12 protein-coding genes are annotated in these 17,056 nt (G+C 36.2%); 9 read left to right on the forward strand and 3 right to left on the reverse strand.

Annotated features, from left to right (window positions below):
* Positions 1-21: 21 nt before the first annotated feature.
* The 9 genes from MP477_RS19635 (at position 22) to MP477_RS19675 (ending at position 13,039) form a co-directional block, all read left to right on the forward strand.
* Positions 22-558, forward strand: a complete 537-nt coding sequence (locus tag MP477_RS19635) for an N-acetyltransferase (protein WP_257191729.1) — start codon at positions 22-24, stop codon at positions 556-558.
* A gap of 59 nt (positions 559-617) precedes the next feature.
* Entirely contained in the window at positions 618-1,688 is a 1,071-nt protein-coding gene (locus tag MP477_RS19640; RefSeq protein WP_230037189.1) for a lipopolysaccharide assembly protein LapB, read from the forward strand.
* A gap of 10 nt (positions 1,689-1,698) precedes the next feature.
* A complete protein-coding gene (locus MP477_RS19645) occupies positions 1,699-2,271 on the forward strand; it encodes a Crp/Fnr family transcriptional regulator (protein WP_257191730.1) in 573 nt (190 codons plus the stop codon).
* A gap of 54 nt (positions 2,272-2,325) precedes the next feature.
* Positions 2,326-2,880, forward strand: coding sequence for a putative glycolipid-binding domain-containing protein (locus tag MP477_RS19650; protein ID WP_230037193.1), 555 nt, complete (start codon positions 2,326-2,328; stop codon positions 2,878-2,880).
* Between the two features lie 165 nt (positions 2,881-3,045).
* Positions 3,046-3,963, forward strand: coding sequence for an alpha/beta fold hydrolase (locus MP477_RS19655; protein ID WP_257191731.1), 918 nt, complete (start codon positions 3,046-3,048; stop codon positions 3,961-3,963).
* Between the two features lie 419 nt (positions 3,964-4,382).
* A complete protein-coding gene (locus MP477_RS19660) occupies positions 4,383-6,050 on the forward strand; it encodes a T9SS type A sorting domain-containing protein (protein ID WP_257191732.1) in 1,668 nt (555 codons plus the stop codon).
* Positions 6,051-6,055: 5 nt separating this feature from the next.
* The gene (locus MP477_RS19665) at positions 6,056-9,193 is read left to right on the forward strand and encodes an RHS repeat domain-containing protein (protein WP_257191733.1); all 3,138 of its coding nucleotides are present in this window, start codon (positions 6,056-6,058) and stop codon (positions 9,191-9,193) included.
* Between the two features lie 5 nt (positions 9,194-9,198).
* Positions 9,199-12,690, forward strand: a complete 3,492-nt coding sequence (locus MP477_RS19670; protein WP_257191734.1) for an RHS repeat-associated core domain-containing protein — start codon at positions 9,199-9,201, stop codon at positions 12,688-12,690.
* Complete coding sequence (locus tag MP477_RS19675; protein ID WP_257191735.1) at positions 12,680-13,039, forward strand: hypothetical protein; 360 nt, start codon at positions 12,680-12,682, stop codon at positions 13,037-13,039. The genes MP477_RS19670 and MP477_RS19675 overlap by 11 nt, the downstream gene beginning before the upstream one ends.
* 71 nt (positions 13,040-13,110) lie before the next feature.
* Here MP477_RS19675 and MP477_RS19680 read toward each other — a convergent pair whose 3' ends face one another.
* The 3 genes from MP477_RS19680 to MP477_RS19690 all read right to left on the reverse strand — a co-directional run bounded on the left by MP477_RS19680 (position 13,111) and on the right by MP477_RS19690 (position 16,928).
* Positions 13,111-14,037, reverse strand: a complete 927-nt coding sequence (locus tag MP477_RS19680; protein ID WP_209805069.1) for a malate dehydrogenase — start codon at positions 14,035-14,037, stop codon at positions 13,111-13,113.
* A gap of 120 nt (positions 14,038-14,157) precedes the next feature.
* Entirely contained in the window at positions 14,158-14,709 is a 552-nt protein-coding gene (locus tag MP477_RS19685) for a biliverdin-producing heme oxygenase (protein ID WP_257191736.1), read from the reverse strand.
* A 26-nt stretch (positions 14,710-14,735) separates the two neighbouring features.
* The gene (locus MP477_RS19690) at positions 14,736-16,928 is read right to left on the reverse strand and encodes an ATP-binding protein (protein ID WP_257191737.1); all 2,193 of its coding nucleotides are present in this window, start codon (positions 16,926-16,928) and stop codon (positions 14,736-14,738) included.
* Between the last annotated feature and the right edge of the window lie 128 nt (positions 16,929-17,056).

The following is a 17,056-nucleotide window of genomic DNA, read 5'->3' on the forward strand; positions in this document are numbered from 1 at the left end:
ACTTCCTATTAACATCATCTTATGGAAATAAAAAAACTGGAAAAGCTTACCAACAATCCTACCACAGACTGGGGGCACAACGGCTATACTACGGATACCATATATTCCGTATCTTCCATAGAATATGGCGGCGTTTTCGAATTTACGGTAAAAGAAAAAGCTTTATCCTATACCAAACTATGGGAAACTGATTCTGATGAGCTTGAAACCTTTAATACAATCATTAAAAAAGGAAATTCCTTCGGAGCTTATATTGATCATGAGCTGGTAGGCTGGATTATTGGTGAGCAAAGAACCTGGAACAACAGTTTTTATATCGAAAACATCCTGATCCATGAGAAACACCGAAGACAGGGTGCCGGCATACAACTGATCAAAAATACCATTAAAGAAGCCCGAAGATTAAACTGCCGGGTTATTGAACTTGAAACCCAGAATACCAATTACCCTGCGATACAATTTTACAGAAGAATGGGCTTCAATATTACCGGCATGAACACAAGATTGTATAATAATTCTGACGAGATTGCCCTTTTTATGACGTTGGATCTGGAATAGTTTTTTCCTTTTTAAATTAAAAAAATGCATTTTTGTAATAAACTAATACCTGAAAGTTAATGTTACGTACTACCCTTTTTCTGGTCACCTTAAGCTTTTTTCAACTGACGAATGCTCAAAAAAAGACATTTAAATGTAAAGAAGTTCATGACGCAATAAAATTAATTGATGCAGAAAAATATGATGAAGGAATCTCCATTTTGAAAGACTGTGAAAAAATAGACCCAAAGGACTATACTTACCCCTATGAAATTGCCTTAGCATATATCAAAAAAAAGGATTACACTTTGGCTATTTCAGAACTTAACAAGGCAAAAGATCACTCTAATATTGACGACTATTACTACGCATTGCTTGGCAGCGCTTACGATCTTTCCAATAATCCTGAAAAAGCAATAAGCGTCTATAATGAAGGGCTTAAAAAATTTCCGGCTTCAGGAAAACTATATCTTGAAAAAGGAGTGGTTTTGGAATTTGAAGGAAAATTCAATGAAGCTATTAAAACGTATGAGAAAGGCATAAAAGCAGAACCTTCATATCCATCAAATTATTATAGGGTCTCACAAATTTATTTAAATTCTAATGATCTTCTGTCTGGGCTTATTTATGGGGAAATATTTGTAAATCTGGAACGTACGACATCGCGTACCAAAGAAATAAGTATGCTTTTATACGAAAATTATAAAAAGGCAGTAAAGTTTGATAATGAAGGGATAAAAACAAACTTATGTCCAGCTGTAATAGATGCCCAACAATATGATAAAAATAAAAAATTCCCATTCTGCATTGTTTTTGCTAAAAACTTTGCCCTTTCTATAATTAATCAAAAAGAAATTAATCTCAATACCTTATCTGAAATCAGAAGACAGTTTCTGAAAGAATATTATACAAAAGATTATATAGATAATCCTAATGTACTCCTTAGTTATCATAAAACAATGGAAGATCATAATGTATTTAACGCATACAATCATTATATTTTCCAAATTGGTGATCAGAAAGCATTTAAAAACTGGCAGGAAAATAATAAAGCTGAATATGATCAATTTGTTCACTGGTATACTACAAACGAAAATATTCTAAATATCAACAAGAATAATCTCTTCGTGTCTGACCAGATTAAAGAATAATAGCTGACATATGACAAATCTTCTGACCTATCTCCGTTCCCTCACTCCTTTTTCTGATGAAAGCTGGTCTTTGCTCCAGCCTGCCCTGTCTGAAAAAAGTTTTAAAAAAAATGAACTTATGCTGCAGGAGGGAGAGATCTGCCATTCTCTATTTTTTATTGATAAAGGATTTTGTAAAACGTATTATGAGATAGACGGAGTGATAAAAAATACCGGCTTTTTCTTTGAAAATGAAATCGCCACCAATATCAGCAGCTTTGGCAGCGGACAACCATCTGAGTTCAATATGGCAGCATGTGAAGAAGTATATACGGTTATTCTCAATAAAGAAAAATTGTTTACAATGGCTAAAGAATCTCATGAAATTGAAAGCCTGGGACGTCATTGTATCCGTCAGTTTGCCACAAAACAGGAAGAGTTTTCCAATCTTTTCAAACTTTATTCTGCCTGGGAAAGATTAGAATATCTTGAAAACAGATACCCCGAAATGCTGCAGCGGGTATCACTTACCCAACTGGCTTCTTTCTTAGGCGTAGCAAGGGAAACATTAAGCAGGATCAGGAAACGAAGAATTTCCCATTAATCAATATTCCATTCAATATACTCTAACACTGACATTACATTAAACCGAAACAAAATGAAAACATTAATATGGCAAGGAATAATTTATCAGTCTCTCGAATATGTTAACATACAAGAAAATGGTAAAAACTATACTGTACTGTCAAAAATCATTGGCTGTTATCATGATAAAATTTATGCTGTAGATTATAAACTCATCATTGATAAAGACTGGACAATGCTGGAATTTTTAATTGAATCTGAGATCAATACCATAAAGACCAAAATAACAGGAAAAAAACAACAGGATCATTGGGAGATCAATAATATGATACATCCTGAATTGAAAGGATTCAAATATATTGATATCTCTTTAACCCCATTTACCAATACATTGCCGATCAATAATTTGATTCTAACTGAAAACCACTCGCAGAAGATCAAGGTTATTTATATTGATATTTTAAACAATCATATTAAACCAGCCAAGCAACAGTATACCAAAACAAGCACCGCCGGATATCTGTACAAAAATATTGAAACCGATTTTAAAGCTGACATTGTAGTGGATGAAAATGGATTGGTCATCCATTATCCCGGACTCTTTAAAAAAATCGCTGAGCTCACTTAAAGCAACCTGAAATTTCATCCGGTTCCTTAACTGTCTGAGATCTCTCTATCACATATTTTTTGACAGAATTAATCAGGTTTAACAGGAAACCCCGAATGCTTAGATGTATGAAAAAATAATACATAGAAGAAGTAATAAACAGGTTCTCCCAACTGTTATTAGTATATGAAAACCATCTCGCTACTTATCTGTTTCTGCTTATCTATAATTTCTGTTTCTGCTCAGAACAACAGTTCTGAAGGCTTTTTTGAAACCGCTGACCATATCAGACTCAAATATAAAGTCTCCGGAAAAGGGGAAGCCTGTATCTATGTTCCCGGAGGTCCCGGACAGGGATATCCTTCATTTGAACTGATGGGCGGAAACAACCTTGAAAAAAATATGAAAATGATCTATATGGATCAACGTGGTTCCGGTGAATCAGGTCAGGCAGAGAATTATCATCTTGACAAAATGATCCAGGATATTGAAGAACTGAGACAACATATGAAACTGAACAAGGTTTTCTTACTGGCACATTCTTTTGGAGGAATTATTGCAGTTAATTATGCTAAAAAATACCCTCAATACACAAAAGGACTTATCCTCGCCAATATCACGTTACATTTCCTCAATGATGAATCGGTAAGAGAACAGATAGAGTATGGAAATGAACTCCTTCACTCCCCTGCCAAAGACATTTCCAAAGACAGCCTTCAGTCAGAAATTTCAAAAGTAAGCAGCTTAATGAGAAAAAAGCGTATCGGGTATAAATTTCTTACGGATGATATCGAAACCATTAAACAAATGGACAAAATAGATTCTCTTCATCCAAGGATCATCGATTTTGGAATGGCAGTGATCACAAAGCCCAAAGAATATCCTGAATATTACACTGACTACACACCTCTTACAAAAGACATTAAAGTCCCTGTATTAATTATTACAGGAAAAAAAGACAAAGCCGTAGGAACCAAGCATTATCAAACATTCCAATTTCCAAATCAAAAAGTGGTTTCCATTGATGGTGGACATCTTTTGTATTATGAAAAAAACAGTGAGTTTATCAATTCCGTATGGAACTTTGTGAATCCCCACAGGTGAAAATTTATTTTTCCCAAAAACTGTTCATGAATATTAATGTGAAGATGCTCTTGCTTCAAAGCTAAAACAATCAGCCTGTTGTATTTATATTACCCTTTTCAGTTAAAATTTTCTTAGAACATATCAAAACATCAAATTAATTATCCGAAGTTAAAAAAAATCGTAGCAAAGTGTGATTTCACCTATAAATCATACAGATAATTATGTCTTCATTTTGACTTGATATTTATGCAAAGATTGCTGATAATACGACAAGTTTTGTCGCATTAATGAATAATCTTTGCAGATATAAAAACAATAAAGTATTGTACTGTAATAGATTTCATAATCAATATGATAAAATAAATCTTTCCACAGTGAGCTAAAAGTAATATTTTTGCAGCAAATTAAACTAAGAATAACTTAAACTAAATAATGGCATGAAAAAACTCTACATGGGTGCATGTACTCTATGTACCATTTTGGGCCTCTCTGCCCAAGAAGTGATCTGGCAGAAAGACATCAAATCTTCCACTCAGGATTTTCTCAATCAGGTAATCACCACTATTGATCAGCAATATCTTATCACCGGAAGCTCTATTCAGGCTAAAAGCCAGTCGCCAGCTGTTAATGGTCAAAAAACAAACAACGGCTACGATTTCCATTTGGTAAAACTCAACCAGCAGGGAGAACAGGTTTGGGAGAAATATATTGCCGGACAAAACCACGATTATTTATCAGGAACGGTGACCACCCAGGATGGTGGATTTCTGGTTTCAGGTACCACATATTCAAGCAAAGGACTGGATAAAAAAGAAGATTCCAAAGGCGGATCGGATATCTGGCTGATCAGGCTGAATGAATTTGGTGATGAACTGTGGCAGAAAACCTTGGGAACATCTTCAGATGAAGAAGCCAAAGCTGTCATTCAGACCACCGACTTAGGATTTTTTGTAGCGGGAAATATACAGAGTTCATCCAAAGGCTACGGTTCAAAAGACGTCTGGGTCACCAGATTGGATAAAGAGGGAAAAGAACTGTCTCAGCTTATTCTAGGGGGAAGAGGACTAGATGAAGTAGAGAAAATGATCCCAACAAAAGACGGTGGAGCATTACTGGGAATCTATTCGAGGAGTTCCGAGGTTCGGGGTTCAGGTTCCGGGGTTGGGAATCCTGAGATTACACCTTCGACTGAAAGGCCTGCTGCCTCAACAGCCATTAGCCAAATGCCAAAAGCCAACAGCAATTTCGGTGAAGGCGATTACTGGATTGTCAAACTGGATAAAAACGGAAAACTAGAATGGGAAAAGAACTTTGGTGGAAAAGGAGATGACCATATCAGAACCCTGGCTTTAACTTCAAACGGTTTCATCATTGGTGGAGAATCCAGATCCGAAAGATCCGGAAATAAATCAGTAGGTATTGAAGAAGGAACAGACCTTTGGCTGATCTCACTGAATGAAAGAGGTGAAGAAATCTGGCAGAAATCCTACAATTTCAAGAACAGAGATATTTTAATGGGAATGAATGTGATACAGAGTCAAGAATCAAGAATCAAGAACCAAGAGCCGAGAGCCAAGAATCAAGATGCCACCAAAGGAATATTGTTGGGTGGTTATACCCAGGCGGAAGGAAGAATAGAAAAGGACGATGAAACCTTTTGGATGCTCTATCTTGATGGCAACGGCAATGAACAGTGGAGAAAACATGTGAGTGGAGACTCGAGAAAAAAGGAGGAGAGACTTTCTGACCTGAAATTAAACAGGGATGGCTCTATTGTTCTGGCCGGAACGAGTGCTGAGGAATTAGGAAAAGAGAACTGGAAGATCGTAAAGCTGGGAGACAAACAGGTAGATCAGCTGATAGAAAAGCATGATATCAAGATCTATCCGAACCCGGTTTCAGATTATGCTTATGTAGAAATAGGCTTTGATTTTAAGGAAGCTGACATTATGCTGTACGACATGAGCGGAAGACAGCTTCAGAATATAAAAACTAAAAATAATGTTACCAAAATCAATACACAAGCGCTTGTTCAGGGTGCTTATCTGGTGACCATAAAAACGGATACAAATAAAACAGCGAATGCTAAATTGATTAAAAAATAAACACGATGAAAAAAGTAATTGCAGCTTCTCTGATCATCTGTGGATGTGCCCTGGGCTATGCACAATCAGTAGATGCGAAAGACAGTAAATATAACCTCACTATAAAATCTCCAGACGCAAGTCAGCTATCCAAACATATTGATATACCCACTTCTACCCATACCGGAGCGGTAGGTATTGATATTCCTTTGTATACCATCAAAGTAGGTGATTTTAGTTTACCGGTTTCCTTAAAATATCATGCTTCAGGAGTGAAAGTAAAAGAAACAGCCTCAAAAGTTGGTCTTGGATGGTCATTATCTATTGGAGGCCTTTCATTATCCAAACAGATTTTAGGAAGAGAGGATAAGGGAAAAATACAATATATTAATCCTGATAATTTTAATCCTGTCCAAGGGAATCCAAATGATTATACCCTTGCTATGACCCTCAAAAATGGACTTGGAGCACCGGATACCCAGCCTGATATCTATTCTTATGCTATTGGTGGCAGCTCAGGAGAGTTTTATTATGACAGTGCCGGGAAAATCATTCAAATCCCCTATAGCACGGTAAAGATTGAAGACTCATTTGTTTTTACAGATAACCAAGGGATAAAATATTATTTCAAGCCGGGAAATCAGACCCAAAATGTTGGAGGTGGTAATGCACCTGATCCACAAGATTTTAATACGACAGACTTTGTCATTACAAGAATTCTTTTACCAACAGGAAAGGAAATAAAATTCAATTACCTGACTAGCAACTATGATTATCTGAGCAGTTTCTATAAAGGACTTAGAGTAGGCAGGGCATGTAATGTTGAAAATGGGACTATTAATGAAGAATTCGTTACAAGAACAAGAGTTCTTTTAGAAAATGTACTGCAGAGTATTGAATTTGAAGGAAACGAAATGAAGTTCCTATATAATGGCCGTGAAGATATCAATAATGGACTTTCTTTAAGTAAAGTAGAGATTAGAAACCCTCAGAAAGCGGTGGTATCAGATTATAGTTTGGTTAAAGATTACTTTATAAGTACAGATTCACCGGTAGTTCCCGGTTTTGAAGCTGATTTCCCTTACCTGACTAAAAGACTCAAATTAAAAGAGGTTGTGAACCTGAAAGATAATTCAAAATACAAACTTCAGTATTATGAAAATTATCCTTTACCGAACAGACTTTCTGAACAGACTGATTATGTAGGATTCTATAACGGGAAGACCTTTAACCAGGGAATTCCCTATATAACATATGATGATAAAACTTATGGCTATGGGGATGATAAGAGGCCTGATATTAATTATGCCGTATCTGGAAGTTTAAAAGAGATTCAATATCCTACCGGAGGAACAATGAACCTGGAATATGGATTAGACGATTTCTATTTTAGTGGAGTAGAAACTCAAATTGAAAAGAAGGAATTCCTTATTTCAAATCTGGAACCCTTGGGTGGTGTTTTCAATGTGAGCAGCAATGCAAACAAAGTAGATTTTAAAATTACTTTTCAAAGTACTACCAGCCCGGATGAAGGTTCTGAAGGAAGTCTTCCGGAAGGACCACATTTTGTTGGAGAATTATTGGACAATAACAATACAGTTCTTCAAACATTCCTGATCAACAAGCAATATGAAGTGATTGCAGACAAGAAGCCTTCTTATAAAATAAGGATCAGAAAAATAGGAAACGTAAACAGCAGCCAGTATGCTACTTTGAATGTGGAATGGGTTGACATTATATCTGAAAATAAAGAATACAATAAATCTGTAGGGGGAATCCGGGTAGAAAAAATAAAGAACAGCGATGGCAATACGCTGGCTCAAGAAACAGAGTTCATTTATAAAGATGAAAACGGTAAATCCACCGGAAAATATATGGGGGATGATATAGACTATTCTTACATCCAGGAAGTGGCAGAGGATAAGGTGGCAGGATACAGCTGTGAACAGATGGTGATCAGCAATACCGGAAACTTCAATATTACAACCATCAATGGAAAACCTACAGTGTATGATAAAGTGACAACCAGAGTCAAAAATATCAGTAATGCAGCAGAAAGTTACGAAACTACAGATGAATACATGAATCTTAGTCATACCAATGCTAAAAATGCCAGAAGCCCCATATTCACTTATGCCAACAATCAGTTTGCCCGTGGGATTTTAATCGGACGAAATTATTATGATTCTCAGAAAAAGCTGCTGAAAAAAGATGTTATCACCTATGATTTTGATAATCATTTCAATAGTCTTTCCAACGATTATAGTGCAGGATTTCCAACTCTGCCGATAAGACCTTATGTGATTGGAATCAAAGCGATTGCTGCCAATTTTACAACGTTTACGGTTAACCGATATGAAATATCATCTGCCTGGGTAAAGAAGAAAATGATGAAAACCACTAATTATTTAGCCAATAATAGTAATGGTATTGATGAGATTACCAATTATACTTATGATACCAATTATAAACATACCAATCCGATTATGATAGATGTTGAAACTTCTGGTTCCAGCCAACAAACTTTGTATCAGTATGCTTATGAAAAAGGCAATCAAAAGTTGATCAATGCCAATATGATTGGTATTCCTTTGCAAACCATTGTTACAAAGAAGCAGAATGCAAGTGATCCTGCCGGAAAAATGTTTTCAAAAACAGAGACCAAATATGATGATCCAGCAACTTTGTTTCCTACTTCAGTAGTTTCTTATGGAATTAATACCGGAGCACAATCAACAGAAGTTACCTACGATAAATATGACTCAAACGGAAACTTACAACAGTATACCACAAAAGACGGTATTCCAACAGTCATTATCTGGGGATATAACAATACAAAACCTATTGCTAAAATTGAAGGCGTGACTTATGCCCAGGTTTCACCTAGTATCAGTGCTATTGTCAATACTTCTGATATTGATGGAGCAGCAGGGTCCAATAATGATGAAACCGCCTTATTAAGTGCATTGAAGACATTCAGAACTCAGTTTCCTAATTCTCCGGTCACTACTTATACCTATGATCCGCTGGTAGGAGTCAGAAGTATTACTCCGCCAACAGGGATCACAGAGTTTTACACTTATGATACAGCAGGAAGGCTGATAAAAGTAGCTGATGCGAATGGAAAAGTAGTAAAGGAAATGAAGTACAACTATAAAAACTAATACCGATGAAAAAGATAATAATCCCTATAGGAGTACTGCTGGTAACAGGAAGTTTACAGGCACAGCTCACTCCACTTCCTAATACAGAAAACTATATCCAGGCTAAAACCTATCTCGATTACAATGGAGCTACGGCTACAAAATCTGCCGAGACGGTTCAATATTTTGACGGATTAGGAAGGGCCAAACAAATAGTTAATGTAAAAGCATCTCCATTAGGACGAGATGTTGTTACTCATATTGAATATGACGGCTTTGGAAGACAGGTCAAAGATTATCTTCCTGTTCCACAATCCCAAACCTTGAATGGAGCTATTGTTCCTAATCCTTTATCGAATGCGGCCAATACACCTTATGGTTCAGAAAAAATATTTTCAGAGAAAGTATTGGAGAACTCACCTTTGAACAGAATCCAGCAGCAGATCCAGGTGGGAAATGACTGGGCTGGTAAGCCTGTAAAGTTTGATTATGAAGCCAATACAGCCGCTGATGCTGTAAAAATGTTTACCACTACTACGACGTGGGAAAATGCAGCTACCAAAAGTGAACTTCCACCGTCAACAGGAATCTACTCCGAATCTAAGCTCTATAAAAATACGGTGACTGATGAAGACGGAAACAAAACCATAGAATTTAAAAATGGGAAAGGACAGGTCATTCTGGTAAGAAAACTAATTAATGCTTCAGGCAATGCAGACACCTATTATGTATACAATGAATATGACCAGTTAGCTTTTGTGATTCCTCCCACAGCCTCCACTCTTACAGATGTGAACCCAGCACTCAGTGACTTGTGTTATCAATACCGTTATGATGAGAAAAACCGTCTGGTAGAAAAGAAACTTCCCGGAAAAGGCTGGGAATATATGGTATATGATAAAGCAGACAGACTGATTATGACACAGGATGCCAATATGCGTGAGAAAGGCAAATGGATGATTACTAAATATGATCCATTCGGGAGATCGGCCTATACAGGGATCATTACAGCAGGAAGCAGAACCAGTATGCAGTCTCAGGCAGAAAATCTTGTAATAACAGAGGCTAGAAGCAGTACGGGATTTACTAAAAGTGGGATGCAGGTTCTGTACACCAATGGATATTTTATTGATATTGAAACTATTTTAAGTGTCAATTATTATGATACTTATCCCGTAGGATCTCCAACCGTTACCAATGTGTTTTCTCAGCCTCTTCTAACGGATAATGCTACCCAGGAACGCTCTACCAAAGGACTTCCCTTGGCCACTTATGTAAAGAATATAGAGGATGACCAATGGACTAAAATCTTTACCTGGTATGATACCAAAGGAAGGGTAATAGGAACAAGAAGCAACAACCATCTTGGAGGATATACGGTGCTAAACCATAAACTTGATTTTGCAGGAACAATCCTTCAAGCTAATACTTACCATAGAAGGATTCCTGCCGATATAGAAAGGATTACACGGGAAGTATTTACGTATGACTCTCAAAACAGAGTGCTAAAACTAACTCATCAGGTCAATGGTAATCCTATAGAGATCCTGGCACAGAATACCTTCAATGAACTGTCTCAGCTACAAAGTAAAAAAGTAGGAGGAGTACTCGCCACAGCACCTTTACAGCAGATTGATTATAAGTATAACATCAGAGGCTGGATGACAAAGATCAATGATCCTGCTAATTTAGGAAATGATCTGTTTGGATACCAAATTAATTATAATACAGTCGAAGGGCTGGAGATCCCCAATTCCGATTATCCTACGTTAAAAGTAAGTCCAAAATTTAATGGAAATATTGCGGAGGTTGCATGGAAAACTTTAACAGAAGATAATGGGCCTTTAAAAAGGTATGGTTATTCTTATGATGCATTGAACAGGCTTTCTGCCGGTTTTTATCAAAAATCAGGAAATGAATCAGCCAGAGAATATTTTGAACAAGTTGAATATGATTTAAATGGAAATATTACAAGACTCAAAAGGTCAGAGGGAGCTCTAGCTGGGAGCACTCTTGCAAAAGTAATTGATAATTTAAGATATGATTACTCGGGTAACAGCTTAACAACAATTACTGATGAACAGCAAAATCCGTCTGGTTATCCTTATATTGTAAGCCCTTATGCCTTTTTATATGATAATAATGGAAATATGACCCGTCATAGAGATAAGGCACTAGACCTCATAGAATACAATTTTCTAAACCTTCCCTCCAAAATAAAAGGAGCTGCCGGTAAAAATCAAAAATTCTATGATTATTTGTATAGAGCCGATGGAGTAAAACTCACAAAAATATACAAACAAGGAGCAGAGACATTTACTACAGATTATTTAGATGGTTTCCAATATAATTTTTATACAGGGAGCAACCCTCCTGCACCATCTTCAGATTTAAAATTTGTTCCAACGTCTGAAGGATACTATGATTTTACAAAAAATAAGTATATTTACAATTATATCGATCACTTAGGAAATATAAGGTTAAGTTATATGAATAACGGATCAGCAGTTCAGATCATTGAGGAAAATAATTATTATCCATTTGGATTGAAACATGATGAAGGAAATACAGCGATTAATAGTACCTACAACTATAAATACAATGGAAAGGAATTGCAGGAGACAGGAATGTATGATTATGGAGCCAGGATGTATATGCCGGATATTGGTAGATGGGGCGTGGTGGATCCATTGGCAGAGAAAATGACAAGGTATAGTCCTTATAACTATGCATTTAATAATCCTATTAATTTTATCGATCCGGACGGTAGAGAAGGCACTGGGTGGATTAAGTCAGTTGTTGACGGACAAACATCTTGGACTTATGATAAAGATGTTCATTCATTACAGGATGCTAAGGATAAAAAATATACCGGAGCTCAGGAATATAATGATGCTTTAACAATAACAGGGACAGATAATAAGGGTAATCAAAGCTATCAATATACCTTAAATGAATCAGGAGTTGCCACTGATTCCAGTGGTAAAGTAATGACAGAATCTTTTACAACTGGAGCAGGAACTCAAATTGGAGTTAATCCTGATAGCCAAATGCTAGCTTCTATTGGAAGCATTCAAGGAGGTACAGGGTTCTATGCTGGATTCACTGGTAGTGCTTTTATTGGAGGAGGATTTACAGTTTCATTGGGTCTTGTACAAGACGGTAATGGTCATGTAGAATCATATTTTACATTAGGTGGGGGCCTAGGTTTGGGTCTTTCAGGAGGTATTGAAGGAGGTGCAATCATTCCGACAGATCCAAATCATACATTTGTAACTTCTGAATTTAGAGGTACAAGTATTACATATTCTGGAGGAGAAGGACTTGTTAATGGCTCTTTTGGAGGTACATTTAGTGATAAATATAAAGGGTTTAAGAATATAGATAATTTTGATATGTCTCATTTTGGAGTACACACTCCAGACGGATATAGAACTAAAGGTTTTGGAATTATTAAAGGAAGTGCAGGACTTCCTATTTCTTGGGCAAAAACAAATACTTGGGTAAGTGGAAAATAAAATTATTCAAATAGATAGTAAGATCAAAAACTATATAAAATATTGTTTCCTTGCTGCATTTTTTATTATTCTCTATTTAGTTTTTTTTCATGAAAAAACAGTTAAAAATAGTTTAATTGATTATGAAATGTATGCAAAAGTCACTAATATTTATAGAGATAAAAATGAACATAACTTTTTATTTGTAAGATACTCTAATGGTTCAGTTGAATTATTAGAGTACCCGTATAAAATAGGTGATTCTATATCTAAAAAGAAAGGTGATTCTATAGAATACATATTTAGGAATGACACTATTCTAAAAAATAACTTGATTCAACAAGCTAGAAAAAACAAATTAGTAAATTAAACAAAAAAACAGACTGTTCCTCCCGGAACAGTCTGTTTATATTTTCAAACCAGCTAAAAGCCGGGTAATGATTAAAATTTCAAATCACCATTCACTTCTCTTACTGCATTGGCAGCTTCAGCGAATTTCAATTGCTCTTCAGCAGTTAAAGTAACGTTTACGATTTTTTCTACTCCGTTTGCCCCGATAATAGCAGGAACTCCTAAGCAAATATCGTTTTGACCGTACTCACCTTCAAGCATTAAAGAACAAGGGATCATTTTCTTTTGGTCACATGCAATAGCCTGAACCATTACAGAAACAGCCGCACCCGGTGCATACCAGGCTGAAGTTCCTAATAGTTTAGTAAGCGTAGCCCCCCCCACTTTAGTTTCTTCAATTACATATTTTTGTTGCTCTTCGTCTAAGAATTCAGTTACAGGAACTCCGTTTCTTGTTGCTTTGCTCAATAATGGAAGCATACCTGTATCACTGTGAGCAGCGATTACCATTCCGTCCACATCAGAAATAGGGCTTTCTAATGCTTCAGCCAATCTGTATTTGAATCTTGCAGAATCCAAAGCACCACCCATTCCGATGATTTTGTGCTTAGGAAGACCTGAAGTTTTATGCACTAAATAAGCCATCGTATCCATTGGGTTAGAAACTACGATGATGATTACTTCCGGAGAATGTTTCACTAAATTTTCAGTAACATCTTTTACAATTCCTGCGTTGATACCAATCAACTCTTCTCTTGTCATTCCAGGTTTTCTGGGAATACCTGAAGTGATTACTGCTACATGAGAACCTGCAGTTTTGCTGTAATCTCCTGTTGTTCCGGTAATTTTTGTATCGAATCCGTTCAGCGACGCTGTCTGCATCAAATCCATTGCTTTACCTTCAGCAAAACCTTCTTTAATATCTACTAAAACTACTTCTGAACAGAAGTTCTTCATTGCGATGTATTCTGCACAGCTTGCTCCTACAGCGCCTGCACCTACTACAGTTACTTTCATATGGTATACTTTTTAAATTATTTATTTTTTAAGTTAAGTTTAAAATTGAAACTCCCCAAATTTAACAATTCCTGAAAAAGTGGGCAATTTTTCAGGAATTTTATTAGGTATTAAAAGAAATTAATTGACGTTCAGTAAAAACGAGTATAATTTTTTCGCGCCGGACAGCACTTCATTGTAGTTTTCTTCATGAACTTCAGTATCCAGCACCTCCTTAAAATTCTTCCACATAGGGCCTGTATTTTCCTGGTAGCATCCAAAGAAATTGAAAGTAACCTCATCAAAACCTTCCGTCTTTGAAAGCTGCTTAGCGATTACGTTTCCTCCCAATGTAGAACCTTCAATTACATACATCGCTCCTAAGGCTTCATGTTCATTATTAAATTCCAGATCATGAGAAACTTCCTGGTTGTTCAGGGAAAGGCTTTTCAGATCTTTTTCAATAAGAGACAGTTTTTTTCTCTCGTTAAGCTGAAGCTTTTGCGAATATTTATCAGAAAGACTGTTGAATATTTTATCCTCACTGTGAAGAAGCATCAGATAATTGGTATGAATGATCTTTTTATAATCTTCTAACGTGAATGTTTTATTAAAAATTTTTTCAGAATTAAAAAGCTTTTCCGCTGCATCGTGATAATTGGCTGTATTCTGTTTTAAATATTCTGATACCATAATAACGTTTTAAAAGTTTCTCAAATTTAAGGCTTTTTAAACGTTAAAATGAAAGAAGTCCCCTCTTTATTGCTCTCAAAATCCACATTTCCACCAATTCTTTTCATAATCCGATGAACAATAGACAGCCCTATTCCATTTCCTTTAAATTTTTTCGCATTTTCCATCCTGTTGAAAATCTTAAACATTTTATGCTTCTCTTCCTCAGGAATTCCGATGCCGTTATCTGAAATCCGGTATACAATAACAGAGCCATCCTCTACCCCTTCAATCTCCACTTTCGGCTGATCTTTATGGGAAGAGTATTTTACGGCATTGTTGATAATATTTAAAAATACCTGATGAAGCATGGTTTTGTCTCCCATCACATCAGGGCAATTTTTAATGATGATTTCACTTTTCGAGCTGCCATACGTCATCTTGGCATTTTCAGAAATCTTATGAATGGTATGGCCTATTTTCAGGCTTTCAAGCTGAATTTCACTGTGCTTGGCACGGCTAAGCTGCAATACATCATGCATCATCTCCGCCATAGTATCAATTTCCTCGATAATCGTATTGATCTTCCCTTTACTTTTTTCAGAATCATCAGCTAAACTTCCCAAAAGCATCTGTGCATTAAGCTTCATGACAGTAAGAGGAGTTCCTAAATCATGAGAAATGGTATAAGAAAAACTGTCCAGCTCTTCATTTACTTTTTTAAGCTCATCATTCAGTCTTTTGATCGCAATATAATTTTTATGGGAGCTTTCCAGGATCAGATCACGGATTGCATGAACAGAACTTACATTTCGGGAATTCCATCTTTTAGAATGGCCTTTTATATTTTCTGTAAAAATCTGGAATGATGTTCTGGGAGAAACAATTCGTTTTTCTTCTCCATTTTGGGAAATAATATCAATATTCTTTTCCGGATTTCCAGCCCAGTTAATATGCTCATCAAACTCTTTCCGGAACCAGATCAGCATTTCTTTTTTTTCCCTGTCAATAAAATAGATAATCACACCTGCCACATTCTCAGACAAGCCTAAATTTTCACCTTGATCCTTAAGAAAGCTTCTGTTTACATAAATCGTGTTTTCGCAGTTTTCAAAAGCCCAATCAACGATTTTGTTAATCGTATCATAATCCGGAGTAATTCCGTCTGTTACTATATTTTCATCTGAAATCACAACAAGGCCGTCGGCTTCAGGTAAATCCCTTATTTCCGTTTTATTTTCGGACAATGAGTCCAGTAAATTATGATGTTTTAAAAAATCCGTTTTCAGATGGGATAGCTTCTCATTCAGTTCCAGTCGGTAATTCAGTTCATTTTTAGATTTAAATGATGAATAGGCATTTGCCGCCAGAGCCGTAAAAATACCGGCCTGTACCCTATCTTCAAGATCAATATGCTTAGCCTCAACATTCTGACAGGTAACCAATCCCCAAAGGTGATCATCAATGATAATGGAAATACTGAAACTGGAAGATACCCCCGAGTTTTTAAGATACTGCCCATGGATAGGAGACATACCCCTTGACGCAGAAAGGCTGAGATCGATATGTTTCTCTGTTTTACTTAAAAGCGGAACCGTTTCAGCATTAATATTACTGAATATCCTTTTCCTTTTTTTAAGATAAAGCGCCCGGGCCTGCTTGGGTATATCCGATTCCGGATAATGGAGTCCCAGAAAACTTTCCATACCGTCCCCTTTCTTTTCAGCAATCACTTTTCCAGAGCCATCCATCATAAATTTATATACCATTATCCGGTCATAATTCACAACCTTGGAAAGTGTTTCCAACAGATGGTTCCAAAGATCCTGCTGGTTATCTATGGTATAAAAATTGTCATATTTATTGGAAATCCGCTTATTGGGATTAATCAGGACTTCTTCAAATTCTAAGAAGATATACCTTCCGCTTTTAAAAACAGAAAAGTGATATTCTTTATCATTAATAAAAATTTTGTCGAAGTAGGTTTCATTCTCCCTCCTGGTAAATGTATTCAGCGAAGTATAAATATCTGAATCGATAATACTTTGAAAGCTTTCAGGAAAGTCCGTAAGCTTTCTGTCGAAAAGTTCATCTGAACTCTCAATAGTAAATATATTCAGAATATTCCTGCTGAAAAAAGTAATGGAATGGGATTCCGCATCAATGCCAATCAAATAGCCAAAACTCTGTATATAGCCTGGAATATGGATAGGCTCCTCATGGCACTCTACAAAATTCATAATATGTCAGTCAATCTATCAAAGATAAGTCTTTTTTTCTACAGGGTGGTCGGTGTGGTACCTATTTTCCTTTGTTTCAAACAATAATCTCTGTATATTTTGCTCTTCTACCGGCTAAAAACCGCGTT

The organism is Chryseobacterium sp. WG23 (assembly GCF_024586575.1).
Classification (GTDB): domain Bacteria; phylum Bacteroidota; class Bacteroidia; order Flavobacteriales; family Weeksellaceae; genus Chryseobacterium.